The organism is Fuscibacter oryzae, assembly GCF_016765795.1.
GTDB classification, from domain to species: domain Bacteria; phylum Pseudomonadota; class Alphaproteobacteria; order Rhodobacterales; family Rhodobacteraceae; genus Fuscibacter; species Fuscibacter oryzae.
Genome location: NZ_JAESVP010000003.1, coordinates 418,507 through 434,917 on the forward strand (window position 1 = coordinate 418,507; position 16,411 = coordinate 434,917).

Below are 16,411 nucleotides of genomic sequence, written 5' to 3' on the forward strand. Positions count from 1 at the left end.
TTCCGGCGGGGGGAAGGTCAAGGGGCGGAAAAACTATTTTCGGGCCTTGACCTTCCCGTCACAGGAAGGCCCATATGGCATGGGGAAGGAGTTTCCCGATGTCGAAAACAATCCGTTTCCATCTTGAGGGTATGACCTGCGCATCCTGTGTGGCGCGGGCAGAGCGGGTGCTGCGGGCGCAGGACGGGGTGGAAAGTGCCTCGGTCAACCTTGCGGCCGAAACCGCCGATGTGGCGTTTCATGACCCTGCCACGCCCGATGCCATGGCCAGCGCGCTGTCAAAGGCTGGGTATCCGGCACGGCAATCCACCGTCACGCTGGCGGTCGAAGGGATGACCTGCGCCGCCTGCACCGGCCGGGTGGAACGGGTGCTGAAGGCTCAGGCCGGGGTAGCAAGCGCTACCGCCAATCTGGCAACGCGGCAGGCGCAGGTGGTGCTGTGGGGCGACGCCGACCCCGCCACGCTGGCCGCTGCGGTGACGCGGGCGGGTTATCAGGCCAGCCTGCTGGCCGAAACGCCCGCCACCGACCCGCATGGGGAGGAACGCAGGCTGTGGCGCCAAACCGCGCTGGCGGCGGCTTTGGCCGCGCCGGTTTTCGTGGCCGAAATGGGGGGGCACGCCTTTCCCGCCTTTCACCACTGGCTGCACATGACCATCGGGCTGCCGCTGCTGTGGCAGGTGGAATTCGTGCTGGCCAGCCTGACGCTGCTGCTGCCGGGGCGGCGGTTCTTTGTGAAAGGCTTGCCCGCGCTGGCGCGGCTCTCGCCCGACATGAACAGCCTTGTCGCGGTTGGCACTCTGGCGGCTTGGGCCTATTCCAGCGTGGTGACCTTCCTGCCATCGCTGATCCCCGAACCTTCGCGCGCGGTGTATTTCGAGGCGGCCAGCGTGATTGTCGCGCTGATCCTGCTGGGGCGCAGTCTGGAGGCGCGGGCGCGGGGCCGGGCGGGGGCGGCGATTGCTCGGCTGGTGGGGTTGCAGCCCAAAACCGCCCGGCGCGTGGACGGAACCGAGGTGGCGGTGGCCCTGCTGGTGCCGGGCGATCTGATCCTGATCCGCCCGGGCGAACGGCTGCCCACCGATGGCGAGGTGACGATGGGTCAATCGACTGTAGACGAATCCATGCTGACCGGAGAGCCGCTGCCGGTGGCCAAAGGGCCGGGCAGTACGGTGACCGGCGGCACGGTGAATGGCACCGGCGCCATGACCGTGCGGGTTTCGGCGGTGGGGGCCCACACGGTTCTGGCCCGCATTACGGCCATGGTCGCCGAGGCGCAGGGCGGCAAGCTGCCGGTGCAGGCGCTGGTCGATCGGGTGACCTTGTGGTTCGTGCCGGTGGTGATGGGCCTTGCGCTGCTGACAACCCTGCTGTGGCTGGCCTTTGGCCCTGGCATGGCCGAGGCGCTGGTGGCGGGCGTGGCGGTGCTGATCATCGCCTGCCCCTGCGCGATGGGTCTGGCGACGCCGGTTTCCATTCTGGTCGGCACCGGGCGGGCGGCGGAACTGGGGGTTCTGTTTCGCCGGGGTGAGGCGTTGCAGCGCCTGTCCGAGGTGACGGGCGTGGCGTTCGACAAGACCGGCACGCTGACCGAGGGGCATCCGCGTGTGGTGGCGATGCTGCCCGATGATGCGGGTCTGCTGGCCATGGCCGCAGGGGTTGAGGCGCAATCCGAACACCCCCTTGCCGGGGCGATTCTGGCCGAGGCGGCGGCGCGGGGCATTCCCCCCGCTGCAATTGCCGGGTTTCAGGCGCTGCCGGGGCGGGGCGCGCAGGGTCAGATTGGCGGCGTAACGGTTCAGGTGGGATCGGCGCGGCTGTTTGAACAGGTGCCCCAAGCGCTGGCCGATTTTGCCGCAACCGCGCAATCCAAGGGTCAGGGCGTCCTGTTCGTCGGTCGCGCTGGCCGGGCCGAGGCGGCGATTGCCGTGGCCGATCAGCCCAAGGCAGGCGCGGCTCCGGCGGTGCAGGCACTGGCGGCCCTTGATCTGCCTGCCACGATGATCACTGGCGATGCCGAGGCCACGGCGCGCGCCATTGCTGCCGATCTGGGCATTGCCGATGTGCGCGCTGGCATTCTGCCCGAAGGCAAGGCGCAGGCGGTGGCAGCCCTTGGCGGCAAGGTTGCCTTTGTCGGCGACGGCATCAACGATGCCCCCGCGCTGGCCGCCGCAGAGGTGGGCCTTGCCATGGGCACCGGCACCGATGTTGCCATCGAGGCCGGCGAGGTGGTGCTGATGCGCGGCGATCCGATGGGGGTTGTCGATGCCATCGGTCTGTCCCGCGCAGTGATGCGCAATATTCGGCAAAACCTGATTTGGGCCTTTGGCTATAATGCCGCGTTGATTCCGGTGGCGGCGGGCGCTTTGGTGCCGTTCGGCGGGCCGCAACTGTCGCCGATGCTGGCGGCTGGGGCCATGGCGCTGTCGTCGGTCTTTGTGCTGTCCAATGCCTTGCGTCTGAAACGGTGGAGACGATGATGAACATCAAGGAAGTTGCCGCCCGTGCGGGCCTGCCCGCCAAAACGATCCGGTATTATGAGGATATTGGCCTGATCCGGCCGAAACGGGCCGCCAACGGCTATCGCAGCTTTGCCGATGCCGATGCGGCAAAGTTGCAGTTTCTGGCCCATGCCCGTGGCCTTGGCTTTACCATCGAAGAGTGCCGAGCCCTTCTGGCCCTGTACGAAGACAAGTCCCGCGCCAGTGCCGAGGTGAAAAAGCTGGCCGAAAGCCATCTGGACCGCATTGCCGCCAAGATCGCCGAATTGCGGGCGATGCAGGCGACGCTTTCACATCTGGTTCATGCCTGCGCAGGCGACAACCGGCCTGATTGCCCTATTCTGCAAGGCATAGCCGAGCGCGTGGTCTAAGGGTCAGGCCACCTTCAACAACTCGGTCAGGCCATGATTTCCTGCGACCAGATCGGTCAGCAGAACCGAATCGAGGCGGGCGTAAAACGCCTCCAACGCGTCGGCCAGCACGCATTTCAACTGGCAGACGCCAGACAGCGGGCAGGATGACTGATCGCCATCGGTGCATTCGGTGAACGGCAGCACCCCTTCGAAATCGCGAAAGACCTGCCCGACGCGGATCTGGTCGGTCGGCAATGCCAGCATCAGCCCACCCGCGCGGCCCCGGATGGTCTTTAGATACCCCTTGCGCGCCAAAAGGTGGATCACTTGCGCCAGATGGTTCTCTGATGCGCCGCAAGCCTCGGCCACCTCGTGTTTTCGCACGATACGTCCGGTATTCACGGCGCAGAACATCAGCGTGCGCATCGCAAGGCTGGTTCGGATTGTCAGGCGCATCTCTCTCTCTCCGCAGATCAGGTCGCGCACAGACTACTCTGCGTCGCTGCGGGATGATTTGATTCAGATCATGTTCGGCTATCTGCCATTCTTGTTGCGCGTTTGCCCGTTAAGTGAATAATTGCTCAATTGATGCGCAAAAAATGCAGTGATCTTACGCAGTGTTCGCGCTAACAAGACTGTGAGAAGAGTGATGACCCGGATCAGTCCGGGCGCGACTTGTGGGGGCAAGGTCACGCGCCTAGGCTGGATTCGGAATGTTTGCCAAGGGGACGACAATTTGGACGACCAGCGCCTTATCCCGGAAACCCTGCGCGCAGAGGTTCTGCGCCACCTGACCTATACGCTGGGCAAGGATGCCCCGAACGCCAGCATCTATGATTGGCGCATGGCGCTGTCATACGCGATCCGCGACCATATTGTAGAGCCGTGGTTTGCCGCGACCCGCCGGACCTGGGCGGAAGACAGAAAGCGCGTCTATTACCTGTCGATGGAATTCCTGATCGGTCGGATTTTGGAGGATGCGACCGTCAACCTTGGCCTGCGCGATCAGGCGCAAGAAGTGATGGCCAGCTTGGGCCAGGATTTCAGCCAGATCGTCGAGGATGAGCCGGATGCAGCCCTTGGCAACGGGGGCCTTGGCCGGCTTGCAGCCTGTTTCATGGAAAGCATGGCGACGGTTGGCTGTCCGGCCTATGGCTATGGCATCCGCTATGAACATGGCCTTTTCCGTCAGCGGTTCCAGAACGGCCAGCAGATCGAGGCCCCCGAAGACTGGCTGCGCCAGACCCATCCGTGGGAATTCGCGCGCCCCGAAAGCGCCTATACCATCCCGTTCAAGGGCAATGTCGAAACCCGCGATGGCAAGCCCGTCTGGGTGCCGGGTGAAACGGTTCTCGCCTCGGCCCATGATACGCCGGTGATTGGCTGGCAGGGCAAATGGGCCAACACCCTACGCCTGTGGGAAGCCCTGCCGACCCAGATGTTCGATCTGGAGCGGTTCAATCGCGGCGATTACGCGGCGGCGGCAGAACCCGAGGCGCTGGCCCGCACCCTAAGCCGCGTTCTTTACCCCGATGACACCACCTATCAGGGCAAGGAACTGCGGCTGAAGCAGGAATTCTTCCTGACCTCTGCCGCGCTGCAAGACATTCTGCGCCGGTTCAAGAATGGTCACTCCAACCTGCGTGATCTGCCGAAATATGTCGCGATTCAGATGAACGACACCCATCCGGCGATTGCCGGGCCGGAACTGGTGCGTCTGTTGTCCGATGAAAACGGCTTGCCGTTCGAAGAGGCGATGGAAACCGCGCAGGCCTGCCTTGGCTATACCAACCACACCCTGCTGCCAGAGGCGCTGGAGCGGTGGGCGACCTTTACCTTTGGCGCAGTTTTGCCGCGCCATATGCAGATTGTCGAACAGATCGATAGCTGGCACCGCCGCACCTACAGCCCGCCGCATTACATCGGCATCGTCAAGCATCAAGAAGTGCGGATGGGCGAACTGGCCTTTGTCATGGCCCACAAGGTCAACGGCGTTTCGGCGCTGCATTCCGATCTGGTGAAAAAGAACCTTTTCCCCGAACTGAACCGCCTGCATCCGGGCCGGATCATCAACCAGACCAACGGCGTCACGCCGCGCCGCTGGCTGAAAATGGCCAACCGCCCGCTGGCTGACCTGATCACCGAAACCATCGGCGACGGCTGGGAAGCCGATCTGGACAAGCTGCGCGGGCTGGAAGCCCATGTCGATGACGCCGCCTTCCGCGCGAAGTTTGACAAGTCAAAGCGCGCCAACAAAGTGGCGCTGGCAGCCTGGATCAAGGATCATTGCGGCGTGACTGTGTCGCCTGATGCGCTGTTTGACGTGCAGGTCAAGCGCATCCACGAATACAAGCGCCAATTGCTGAACATCCTGCAAACCGTTTCGCACTGGCACGCGATCAAGCAAGACCCGACGGCCAACTGGGTGCCGCGCGTCAAGATTTTTGGCGGCAAATCGGCGCCCGGCTATGCGGTGGCCAAGGAGATCATCCACTTCATCAATGATGTGGCGACGGTCGTGAACAACGATCCTGACACCAAAGACCTGCTGAAGATTGTGTACCCCGAAAACTACAACGTCTCGATGGCTGAACGGCTGATCCCGGCCTCTGACCTGTCGGAACAAATCTCGACGGCGGGCAAAGAGGCGTCAGGCACCGGCAACATGAAGTTCATGATGAACGGCGCGCCGACCATCGGCACGCTGGACGGTGCCAATGTCGAGATATTGCAAGAAGTCGGGGCCGAGAATTTCTTCCTGTTCGGCCTGACCACCGAAGAGGCGATGAAACGCCGCGAAGACCCCGACCAGTCGCGCAAGGCGATCGAGGCCAGCCAGCCCATGCTGGATGTGCTGCAAATGGTTGCCGAGGGGCGTTTCTCTCCCGATCAGAAAGACCGCTACCACGGGTTGGTGCATCGGGTCTGGCACCACGACTATTTCCTCGTGGCGGCGGATTTTGACGCCTACAATGCGGCACAGGCCAAGGTGGATGCCGCCTATGCCGACCGGGCGGCATGGGTGCGGATGGCTGCGATGAACACGGCACGCTCTGGATTCTTTTCTTCGGATCGCACGATCCGCAGTTACATGTCGGAAATCTGGGACATTCCGGCGGCAATCTAGGTCTGCAAGCATCGGGGAGGATGCGGGATGACTGGACTAGACCGTGAGGAAGGCCTTGCCCTTGTCGAAGGGCGCCACGGCGACCCGTTCGCCGTGCTGGGCCCGCACAAGCAGGATGGCGGCTGGCAGGTCGCCGTGTTGCAGCCGGGCGCGGATCGCGTCTGGCTGCTGACCGGCAAAACCGCCAAGGCCACCGAGGCCGAGGCGGTTCCCGGCGCGCCGGGACTGTTTAACGGCACGATGAAAAAGAACCAGCCCTACCGGCTGCGCGCCGAAGGGCATGGGGCCACCTGGGAATGGGAAGACCCGTTCCGCTTTGGCCCCGTTCTGGGCGAGATGGACGAATACCTGTTCGCCGAAGGCACCCACCGCAGGCTGTGGCAGGTGCTGGGTGCCCATACCATCACGCACGAAGGGGTGGAGGGCACGCATTTCGCCGTCTGGGCCCCCAATGCCGAGCGGGTTTCGGTGGTGGGCGATTTCAACATCTGGGACGGCCGCCGCCACCCGATGCGAAAGCGCGGCGCCACCGGCGTGTGGGAGATTTTCATTCCCGGTCTGGGCGACGGCACGGTTTACAAATACGAAATCCGGGGGCAGGGCGGCCAGACCCTGCCGCTCAAGGCCGATCCGGTGGGATTCGGCAGCGAACATCCGCCCGCCAATGCCAGCGTCGTGCGCGACATCCGGGTGGCTGACTGGCACGACGATGTATGGATGAAATCGCGCGCCGTGCGCCATACGGTTGATGCCCCCATCTCTGTTTATGAGGTGCATCTGGGGTCATGGCGGCGCGCGCCGGGCAACCGGATGCTGTCTTATGACGAGCTGGCCGAACAACTGGTCGATTATGTCGCCAGCATGGGCTTTACCCATATCGAACTGCTGCCGATTTCCGAATTTCCGTTCGATGGCAGTTGGGGCTATCAGCCGGTCGGCCTTTATGCCCCCACCATCCGCCACGGCACGCCGGGTGAATTCCGCGCCTTTGTGAACGCCGCGCACCGCAAAGGGCTGGGCGTCATTCTGGATTGGGTGCCCGGCCATTTCCCGACCGACCCGCATGGGCTTGGCCGGTTTGACGGCACCTCGCTTTATGAACACCAAGACCCGAAAGAGGGGTTCCATCAGGACTGGAACACCCTGATCTATAACTATGGCCGGGTAGAGGTGCAGAACTATCTGATCTCCAACGCCTTGTATTGGTTGAAGGAATACCACCTTGACGGGCTGCGGGTCGATGCCGTCGCCTCGATGCTGTATCGCGATTATTCGCGGCAGGCGGGCCAGTGGGTGCCCAACAAAGATGGTGGGCGCGAGAATTACGAGGCGATTGCCCTGCTGCAAAAGGTCAATATCGCGGCCTATGGCGAATGCCCCGGCATCGTGACCATTGCCGAGGAAAGCACCGCCTTTCCCGGCGTGTCGCGCCCGGCGGATTGGGGTGGGCTTGGCTTTGGGTTCAAGTGGAACATGGGCTGGATGAACGACACCCTGTCCTACATGCACCGCGACCCGATCTACCGCAAACACCACCACCACCAGATGACCTTTGGCCTGCATTACGCCTGGTCGGAAAACTACCTTTTGCCGATCAGCCATGACGAGGTGGTGCATGGCAAAGGGTCGATGCTGGGCAAGATGCCTGGTGATGGTGAACAAAAGTTCGCGAACCTGCGGGCCTATTACGGGTTCATGTGGGGGCACCCCGGCAAGAAGCTGTTGTTCATGGGGCAGGAATTCGCCCAAGGCGCGGAATGGAACCACAACCAAAGCCTTGACTGGCATCTGCTGGACCTGCCGCAGCATAAGGGCATTCAGGCGCTGGTGCGCGATCTGAACGCGCTTTACCGCACCACGCCCGCGCTGCATGTGAACGACACGCGGCCCGATGGCTTCCGCTGGCTGGAATCGAACGACGCGGAAAACAGCACTTACGCCTGGGTTCGCCGCGGGGCCGAGACGGACCGGCAGGTGGCTGTCGTGGTCAACATGACCCCGGTCGAACGGCGGATGCGGCTGGGCTTGCCCGTGGCGGGCCAGTGGGATGAAGCATTGAATACGGACGCAGAAATCTATGGCGGTGCGAACCGCGGCAATCTGGGAGGAGTGACCACCGAGGACACGCCCTGGCATGGCCAGGCACAGTCCGCGATGGTGACATTGCCGCCGCTTTCGGCCGTTTATTTCATTCAAGGTGACCGGGCAGCAAAGTAAGCCCGAAGGGAGGGAATGATGAAAGCAAGACCGAACCAGCGACTGTCGTCGCAGGCCATGGCCTTTGTTCTGGCAGGTGGCCGGGGCAGCCGCCTGAAAGAATTGACCGACCGCCGCGCCAAGCCTGCCGTCTATTTCGGCGGCAAGACGCGGATCATCGACTTTGCGCTGTCAAATGCGTTGAATTCCGGCATCCGCAAGATGGCGATTGCCACCCAGTACAAGGCGCACAGCCTGATCCGCCATATGCAGCGCGGCTGGAACTTTTTTAGGGCCGAGCGGAACGAATATCTGGATATTCTGCCCGCATCGCAGCGGGTGGATGAAAGCAAATGGTATCTGGGTACGGCGGATGCCGTGGCGCAGAACATTGATATCATTGATGATTATGACGTGAAATACGTCATCATCCTGGCCGGTGACCATATCTATAAAATGGATTACGAGGTCATGCTGCAACAGCATGTCGATACCGGCGCGGATGTGACCATTGGCTGTCTGACCGTTCCCAAGGCCGAGGCGACGGCCTTTGGCGTGATGCATGTGGACAAGGACATGCGCATCACCTCGTTTCTGGAAAAGCCCAAAGACCCGCCGACGATTCCGGGCGATCCGAAGCACTCGCTCGCTTCGATGGGGATCTATGTTTTCGACTGGGCCTTCCTGCGCGACCTGTTGATCCGGGATATGGAAGATTCCAATTCCAGCCACGACTTTGGCAATGACCTGATCCCGCATATCGTGGCCAACGGCAAGGCGATTGCCCATAAGTTCGCCGATAGCTGCGTGACCAGCGGGCTGGAGGATGAGCCTTACTGGCGCGACGTCGGCACCATCGACGCCTTCTGGCAGGCCAATGTGGACCTGACCGATTTCGTGCCCAAGCTGGACCTTTACGACAACAGCTGGCCGATCTGGACCTATGCCGAAATTCTGCCCCCTGCCAAGTTCATCCATGATGAGGATGGCCGTCGCGGCATGGCGGTGTCGTCGCTGGTATCGGGCGATTGCATCGTCTCGGGGTCCGAAGTGCGCAACAGTTTGTTGTTCACCGGCTGCCGGACGCACAGCTATTCTTCGCTGGAATATGTGGTGGCTCTGCCGTACGTCAGGGTTAACCGCAAGGCGGAGTTGAGAAATTGCGTGATCGACCGCGGCGTGATCATTCCCGAGGGGCTGGTGATCGGCCACGACCCCGAGGAGGATTCCAAGTGGTTCCGCCGCAGCGAAGGCGGCGTGGTGCTGATCACGCAGGACATGATCGACGCCTGGAGCCGGGCGAAACTCTGACGGCGGGGGCCTTGGATGGCGGCGGGGGTTTCACACCCCCGCACCCCCGCAGGGTATTTGAAAAGGTGCAAGGGCAAGAGGTGCCGTCATGCTGAGGGGTCGGGTTCTTTCGGTTGCGTCGGAATGCGTGCCGCTGATCAAGACGGGGGGCCTTGCCGATGTGGTGGGGGCGTTGCCTGCCGCACTGGCGCCCTTGGGCTGGGACATGCGGGTGATGGTGCCCGCCTATCGCCCCTTGCGCGCGATGCTGGACGGCTGGGGCGAGGTCTGGACCGAAGAGAACCTGTGGGGCGGCACCGGCACGGTTTATCAGGGCGAGGTGGCGGGCATGACGGTGCTGGCGCTGGATGCGCCGCATCTCTTTGACCGCGAGGGTGGCCCCTATAACGGAGCGCAGGGCGATTGGTGGGACAATCCGCAGCGGTTCGCGGCGCTGTCCTGGGTGGCGGCGCAGGTGGCGCGGCACGGGATTGATGGGTGGAAACCCGATGTCCTGCACGCCCATGACTGGCAGGCGGGTCTGGCCCCGGCCTATCTGGCCTATGGCGGATCGGGCGGGGTGGGCACGGTGATGACCGTGCATAACATCGCGTTTCAGGGGCAGGCGCCGGCCGGTCTGATCGACGAATTGCGTCTGCCGCGCAGCCAGTTCTACCCCGATGCGCTGGAATATTTCGGCACCCTGTCCAGCCTGAAGGCCGGACTGGTGACGGCGGACAAGGTGACAACCGTGTCGCCCCATTACGCCGAAGAGCTGATGCGGCCAGAGTTTGGCATGGGCTTGCAGGGCATCATTGCCCGCCGGGCGGCAGAGGGGGCGGTTTCAGGTATTCTGAACGGGGTGGATACCGAGGTCTGGAATCCCGAAGTGGCCGATGCGCCCTATTCGGCGGCCAAGCCCGCAGGCAAGGCCAAAAACCGGGCGGCGTTGTGCGCCGAGTTCGGGTTGGATGTGCCGGGGCCTTTGGCCATTCTGGTCAGCCGCCTGACCGATCAGAAGGGTATTGATCTTTTGCCCGCCACCTTGCCCGCCTTTATCGAGGCGGGCGGCGGTTTGGTGGTGCTTGGGTCGGGTGATCCGGCGCTGGAACAGGCGATGCGCGATCTGGCGGCGCGCTATCCGGGACGCGTCGGCGTGCGGATCGGCTATGACGAGGCGCTTAGCCGCCGGATGTTTGCCGGGGGCGATGCGGTTCTGGTGCCCAGCCGATTTGAGCCTTGCGGGCTGACGCAGATGTATGGCCTGAGGTTCGGCACGATTCCGGTGGTCTCGGCGGTAGGTGGCCTGTCTGACAGCGTGATCAGTGCCACACCTGCGGCAATGGCGGCGGGGGTGGCGACGGGGCTGGTGTTCAGCCCGGTGGACGGGCTGGCGCTGGGGCAGGCCTTGCAGCGGTTGCTGGCGCTTTACGCCGATGCCCCGGCTTGGGCGCAACTGCGCAAGGCGGCGATGCGTCAGCCGGTGGGCTGGGAAATCTCGGCTCAGGCCTATGCCGCGCTGTATCAGGAGTTGCTGGGGTGAGCGGGTTTTCCCTTGCCGCAGGGCTGCCTTGGCCAATGGGCGCCAGCCTGACGCCGGGCGGCGTGAATTTTGCGGTCTTTTCGGCCCATGCCACCGGGTTGGAGCTGTGCCTTTATGCTCCCGGCGGCCGGCACGAGGTGGCGCGCCTGCCGTTCAAGGACCGCACCGGAGATGTCTGGCACATTGAAGTGGTGGGGGCGCGACCCGGCCTGCACTATGGCTTGCGCGCCCATGGCCCCTATGATCCCGAGGCGGGCCACCGCTTCAATGTGAACAAGTTGCTGCTTGATCCCTATGCCCGCGCCTGGTCGGGCAAGCTGCGTTGGTCCGATGCGTTGATGGGCTACCGCGTGGGTAGCCCGCGCGCCGACCTGTCGTTCGACAACCGCGATTCCGCCTTTGCAGTGCCAAAATCGGTGGTGGTGGACCCGACATTCGACTGGATGGGCGATCAGCCGCCGCTGACCCCGTGGTCTGATACCGTGATCTACGAGGCGCATGTCCGCGCATTGACGATGAACCATCCGGTTCTGCCGCATGGCATGCGCGGCACCTATGCGGCGCTTGGGCATCCCGCGATTATTGAGCATTTGCGAAGGCTTGGGGTGACAGCCGTCGAATTGCTGCCTGTGCATGGCTATTTCGATGACAGGTTTCTGGTGGCAAAGGGCTTGCGCAACCATTGGGGCTATAACTCGATGGGGTTCTTTCAGCCAGAGCCGCGCTATGCCCAGCGCGATGCGCTGACCGAGTTCAAGGGCGCGGTGCGGGCGCTGCACAAGGCCGGGATCGAGGTGATCCTTGATGTCGTTTACAACCATTCGGGCGAGGGCGATGAATGGGGGCCGACCCTTTCGTTCCGCGGGTTGGACAACGCCAGCTATTACCGGCTGGTGCATGGCGGGCGGCACTATATGAACGATGCGGGCACCGGCAATACGCTGGACCTGACGCATCCGGCGGTGCTGCGCATGGTGATGGACAGCTTGCGCTATTGGGTCGAGGATTGCCACGTTGACGGCTTCCGGTTCGACCTTGGCACGGTTTTGGGGCGCGAGCCAACGGGCTTCAGCCCGCAGGCCGGGTTTTTTGCTGCGTTGCGGCAAGACCCCGCGTTGCAGCATGTCAAGCTGATCGCCGAGCCGTGGGATATCGGGCTTGGCGGCTATCAACTGGGGGCTTTCCCGCCGCCCTTTGGGGAGTGGAACGACAAATACCGCGACGGGTTGCGCCGGTTCTGGCGCGGCGATGCGGGCCTTGCGCCCGAACTGGCGCGGCGGCTTCTGGCCTCGGCCGACAAGTTCGACCACCATCGACGGCGGGCCACGGCCTCGGTCAACTATGTCGCCTCGCATGACGGGTTCACGCTTGAGGATCTGGTCAGCTTTACCATCAAGCGCAACTTCGCCAATGGCGAGGATAATCGCGACGGCCATGACGACAACCACGCCGACAACATGGGGGTCGAGGGGCCTTCGTCCAACCCTGAAATCTGTGCCGCGCGCGATCTGCGCAAGCGTAACCTGCTGGCCACGCTGATGTTGTCGCAAGGCACGCCGATGATTCTGGCGGGCGATGAGATTGGCCACAGTCAGGGCGGCAACAACAACGCCTATGCGCAGGACAATGACATCACGCGGCTGGACTGGGTTCACGCTGACACGCGCCTTGCGACCTTTGTCGCGCGGCTGATCCGGCTGCGGAGCGACCACCCTGTGTTGCGGCAACCGCATTTCCTGCATGGCAAGGTGCGCGACACGGACGGTCAGCCCGATGTGATCTGGCGTCGCGCCGATGGAGAGGTGCCTTCGCCGGGCGATTGGCACAACCCTGCCTTCCGTGCCATTGGGCTGGAACTGCGGATGTCTGCCACGTTCAGCCCGGATGCGACCGATACGCTTTATATCCTGATCAATGGCGATGGCCCGACCCGCGCCGTTCTGCCCAAGACCTTTGCGCGCTGGCGGCATCTGCTGGACACCACGCGCCCCGATGCCCCGGCAACAGAATGCCGGGCCGAACTTGACCTGCCCGCCCAGTCCGTTCACCTTTTCCAGCCCATCCTTCCCGAAGGAGCCACATGATGCGCAGCCAGATAATCACCACCACCCCCATCGCCGGGCAAAAGCCCGGAACCTCTGGCCTGCGCAAGAAGACGCGGGTTTTCATGCAGCCGCATTATCTGGAGAATTTTGTCCAGGCGGTGTTCGATGTGGTGGGCTGCAAGGGCAAGACCTTTGTTCTGGGTGGCGACGGGCGCTATTTCAACGACCGCGCGGCGCAGGTGATCTTGCGTATGGCGGCGGCGGGTGGCGCGGCGCGGGTGATCGTGGGGCAGGGGGCGTTCCTGTCCACCCCGGCGGCCAGCCATCTGATCCGCCTGAACAAGACCGATGGTGGGTTGATCATGTCGGCCAGCCACAACCCCGGCGGCCCGGATGAGGATTTCGGCATCAAGTTCAACATGCCCAACGGCGGCCCCGCGCCCGAGGCGGTGACCGAGGCGATGTACAAGCGTACGACCGAGATCACCGAATACCACATCGTCGAGGCGCAGGATGTGGACCTGAACACCATCGGGCGCAGCATGATGGGCGACATGGTGGTGGATGTGGTCAGCCCTGTCGCCGATTATGCCGCGCTGATGGAGACCTTGTTCGACTTTCCGGCGATCCGCGCGATGTTTGCGGGCGGCTTCCGGGTGCGGATGGATTCGATGTGCGCAATCACCGGGCCCTATGCGGTCGAGGTGCTGGAAAACCGCCTTGGCGCGCCCAAGGGCACCGTGACCCATGCAACGCCCTTGCCCGATTTCGGTGGCATGCACCCCGACCCCAACCCGACCTGGGCGCATGAGCTGATGGCCGAGATGTTCGGCGACAATGCGCCCGATTTCGGCGCGGCATCGGATGGCGACGGCGACCGTAACATGGTGGTGGGCAAGGGCATCTATGTCTCGCCCTCTGACAGCCTTGCGGTGCTGGCGGCGAATGCCCATCTGGCGCCGGGCTATGCCCGGGGGCTGGCGGGCGTTGCGCGGTCAATGCCGACCAGCGCCGCTGCTGACCGGGTGGCGGATGCCTTGGGGATCGGCAAGTATGAAACGCCCACCGGGTGGAAGTTCTTTGGCAACCTGCTGGATGCCGGCAAGGCCACCCTGTGTGGCGAGGAAAGCTTTGGCACCGGCAGCGACCATGTGCGCGAGAAAGACGGGCTGTGGGCAATTTTGCTGTGGCTGAACATTCTGGCCGTGCGCAAGGAAAGCGTGCGCGCCATTCTGGAGGCGCATTGGCAGAAGTTCGGCCGCAACTACTATAGCCGCCATGATTTTGAGGCGATTCCGACCGACAAGGCCGATGCGATGATGGCTGGCTTGCGCGCCAAACTTACCAGCCTGCCGGGCACCAAGATCGAGGGGCTTACAGTCGAGGCTGCGGACGATTTCGCCTATACTGACCCGGTTGATGGCTCCGTCAGCCTCAAGCAAGGGGTCCGGGTGCTGTTCCAAGGGGGCTCTCGGTTCGTGATGCGGCTTTCCGGCACGGGCACCGAAGGCGCAACCCTGCGGCTCTATCTGGAGCGCTATGTGCCGGGGCCGGAGGGTCTGGGAGAAGACCCGCAAGAGGCGCTGGCCCCGATCATCCGCGCCGCGCATGACCTTGCCGGGATTGCAGGCTATACGGGGAAAACTGCGCCCGATGTGGTGACCTGAAAAAACGGGGGGACTTCGCGTCCCCCGCACCCCCCTGCGGAGTATTTGCAAAGGTGCAAGGGCAAAGGGGGATTGCGACCCGCATTTGTCGCAAAGGCGACAGCCTGATGGTCGGCTTGCGCCAAACTTGACACAACTGTCGAGGAGGACGGGAATGAACGAGCATCGCAGGGCGGGTCGGCAAGCGCGGGCGGCGGAACGGCAGAGCAAGGCCTCGGGGCCGGGGCGGCCATATATCATGCGCAACATTCCGACCTATGACATTCTGGGCGAAGAAAGCCTGCGCAAGATCGAGGCGGCGACAGACCGCATTCTGGCGGAAACCGGCCTGATCTTTCGCGATGACCCGCAGGCGCTGGAGATGTGGCGCAAGGCCGGGGCCAAGGTGACGGGCGATCTGGTGAAATTCGAGCCGGGTTTGCTGCGCGACTTGCTGCGCACAGCGCCCGCCGAATTCACCCAGCACGCCCGCAACCCCGCCAATTCGGTGCGGATCGGCGGCAAGAACGTGGTCTTTGCGCCCGCCTATGGCAGCCCCTTTGTGGCCGATCTGGACAAGGGACGGCGGTTCGGCACGCTGGCCGACTTTCAGAACTTCGTAAAGCTGGCGCAATCCTCGCCCAACCTGCACCATTCGGGGGGCACCATCTGCGAGCCGACGGATGTTCCGGTGAACAAGCGGCATCTGGATATGGTGCTGGCGCATCTGGAGTTGAGCGACCGGGGGTTCATGGGGTCTGTTACCGCCGAGGACCGCAGCGAAGATTCCATTGAAATGGCGCGGATGGTGTTTGGCCGCGACTTCGTGGACCAGAACTGTGTGATCCTGGGCAATATCAACGCCAATTCGCCGCTGGTTTGGGACGGCACGATGACCAAGAGCCTGCGGGCCTATGCACGGGCCAATCAGGCTGCGGTGGTGGTGCCGTTCATCCTTGGTGGCGCGATGGGGCCGGTGACGACCGCCGGGGCGATTGCGCAGTCGCTGGCCGAGACCATGGCGGGCTGTGCGCTGACCCAGTTGGAGCGCCCCGGCGCGCCGGTGGTGTTCGGGAACTTCCTGTCCTCGATGAACCTGCGGTCGGGCAGCCCGACCTTTGGCACACCGGAACCGGCGATCGGCAGCATGGTGGTGGGCCAGTTGTGCCGCCGCCTCAACCTGCCGATGCGCTGCGCGGGGAACTTTTCCGCCTCCAAGCTGCCGGACGGGCAGGCCATGATGGAGGGCACGATGTCGATGATGTCGGCCATTCATTGCGGCACCAATTTTATCCTGCATTCGGCGGGCTGGCTGGATGGCGCGCTGACCATGTCTTATGAAAAATTCATGCTGGATGCCGATCTGTGCGGCGCCTTGCACAGCTATCTGGATGGCGTGGTGGTGGACGACAATGCGCTGGCGGTCGATGCCTTTGCCGAGGTCGGTCCGGGAAACCACTTTTTCGGCTGTTCGCACACGATGGCGAATTATCAGACCGCGTTCTGGGACAGCGCGCTGTCTGACAATGAACCGTTCGAGAAATGGGAAGCGGCAGGCAGGACCGATTCCGCAACGCGCGCGAATCGGGCGTGGAAGATGACCCTTGCCGAATATGAGCCGCCCAAGCTGGATGAAGGCATCCGCGAAGGGTTGCGCGACTTTGTGGCGCGGCGAAAGGCCGAAATGGCGGATATGTGGTACTAGGTCCG

Annotated in this window: 10 protein-coding genes; 9 read left to right on the forward strand and 1 reads right to left on the reverse strand. The window is 63.2% G+C overall.

Translation table 11 applies throughout. From position 1 onward, the window contains the following. Positions 1 to 131: 131 nt before the first annotated feature. Both JI744_RS08070 and cueR read left to right on the forward strand, forming a co-directional pair. Positions 132 to 2,480 carry a heavy metal translocating P-type ATPase gene (locus JI744_RS08070; RefSeq protein ID WP_236019322.1) on the forward strand — a complete coding sequence of 783 codons (2,349 nt, stop codon included), beginning with the start codon at positions 132 to 134 and terminating at the stop codon, positions 2,478 to 2,480. Continuing rightward, positions 2,480 to 2,872, forward strand: a complete 393-nt coding sequence (cueR, locus tag JI744_RS08075; protein WP_202659276.1) for a Cu(I)-responsive transcriptional regulator — start codon at positions 2,480 to 2,482, stop codon at positions 2,870 to 2,872. The genes JI744_RS08070 and cueR overlap by 1 nt, the downstream gene beginning before the upstream one ends. Before the next feature lie 3 nt (positions 2,873 to 2,875). On the opposite strand, the gene JI744_RS08080 is transcribed toward cueR, so the two are convergent. Next, complete coding sequence (locus tag JI744_RS08080; RefSeq protein WP_202659278.1) at positions 2,876 to 3,310, reverse strand: RrF2 family transcriptional regulator; 435 nt, start codon at positions 3,308 to 3,310, stop codon at positions 2,876 to 2,878. A 280-nt stretch (positions 3,311 to 3,590) separates the two neighbouring features. Here JI744_RS08080 and JI744_RS08085 point away from each other — a divergent pair, with 280 nt between their 5' ends. The 7 genes from JI744_RS08085 to JI744_RS08115 all read left to right on the forward strand — a co-directional run bounded on the left by JI744_RS08085 (position 3,591) and on the right by JI744_RS08115 (position 16,406). Further along, positions 3,591 to 5,981, forward strand: a complete 2,391-nt coding sequence (locus tag JI744_RS08085) for a glycogen/starch/alpha-glucan phosphorylase (RefSeq protein ID WP_236019323.1) — start codon at positions 3,591 to 3,593, stop codon at positions 5,979 to 5,981. 27 nt (positions 5,982 to 6,008) lie between these two features. Next, complete coding sequence (gene glgB / locus JI744_RS08090; protein ID WP_202659290.1) at positions 6,009 to 8,198, forward strand: 1,4-alpha-glucan branching protein GlgB; 2,190 nt, start codon at positions 6,009 to 6,011, stop codon at positions 8,196 to 8,198. 18 nt (positions 8,199 to 8,216) lie between these two features. Next, entirely contained in the window at positions 8,217 to 9,488 is a 1,272-nt protein-coding gene (gene glgC / locus JI744_RS08095) for a glucose-1-phosphate adenylyltransferase (RefSeq protein WP_202659292.1), read from the forward strand. An 88-nt stretch (positions 9,489 to 9,576) separates the two neighbouring features. After that, on the forward strand, positions 9,577 to 11,010 hold the full coding sequence (gene glgA, locus JI744_RS08100; protein ID WP_202659294.1) for a glycogen synthase GlgA: 1,434 nt from the start codon (positions 9,577 to 9,579) through the stop codon (positions 11,008 to 11,010). Next, positions 11,007 to 13,094: a glycogen debranching protein GlgX gene (gene glgX / locus JI744_RS08105; protein ID WP_328757075.1), complete on the forward strand. Its 2,088-nt coding sequence runs from the start codon at positions 11,007 to 11,009 to the stop codon at positions 13,092 to 13,094. The genes glgA and glgX overlap by 4 nt, the downstream gene beginning before the upstream one ends. Then, positions 13,094 to 14,722, forward strand: coding sequence for an alpha-D-glucose phosphate-specific phosphoglucomutase (locus JI744_RS08110; protein WP_202659296.1), 1,629 nt, complete (start codon positions 13,094 to 13,096; stop codon positions 14,720 to 14,722). The genes glgX and JI744_RS08110 overlap by 1 nt, the downstream gene beginning before the upstream one ends. 154 nt (positions 14,723 to 14,876) lie before the next feature. After that, complete coding sequence (locus tag JI744_RS08115) at positions 14,877 to 16,406, forward strand: trimethylamine methyltransferase family protein (RefSeq protein WP_202659297.1); 1,530 nt, start codon at positions 14,877 to 14,879, stop codon at positions 16,404 to 16,406. The last annotated feature ends 5 nt before the right edge of the window (positions 16,407 to 16,411 follow it).

Excerpts from the sequence above, each read along its gene's own strand:
- JI744_RS08070 (WP_236019322.1), top strand. The coding sequence starts at position 132 with ATGACCTGCGCATCCTGTGTGGCGCGGGCAGAGCGGGTGCTGCGGGCG.
- cueR (WP_202659276.1), top strand. The coding sequence starts at position 2,480 with ATGAACATCAAGGAAGTTGCCGCCCGTGCGGGCCTGCCCGCCAAAACG.
- JI744_RS08080 (WP_202659278.1), bottom strand. The coding sequence starts at position 3,310 with ATGCGCCTGACAATCCGAACCAGCCTTGCGATGCGCACGCTGATGTTC.
- glgB (WP_202659290.1), top strand. The coding sequence starts at position 6,009 with ATGACTGGACTAGACCGTGAGGAAGGCCTTGCCCTTGTCGAAGGGCGC.
- glgC (WP_202659292.1), top strand. The coding sequence starts at position 8,217 with ATGAAAGCAAGACCGAACCAGCGACTGTCGTCGCAGGCCATGGCCTTT.
- glgA (WP_202659294.1), top strand. The coding sequence starts at position 9,577 with ATGCTGAGGGGTCGGGTTCTTTCGGTTGCGTCGGAATGCGTGCCGCTG.
- JI744_RS08110 (WP_202659296.1), top strand. The coding sequence starts at position 13,094 with ATGCGCAGCCAGATAATCACCACCACCCCCATCGCCGGGCAAAAGCCC.
- JI744_RS08115 (WP_202659297.1), top strand. The coding sequence starts at position 14,877 with ATGAACGAGCATCGCAGGGCGGGTCGGCAAGCGCGGGCGGCGGAACGG.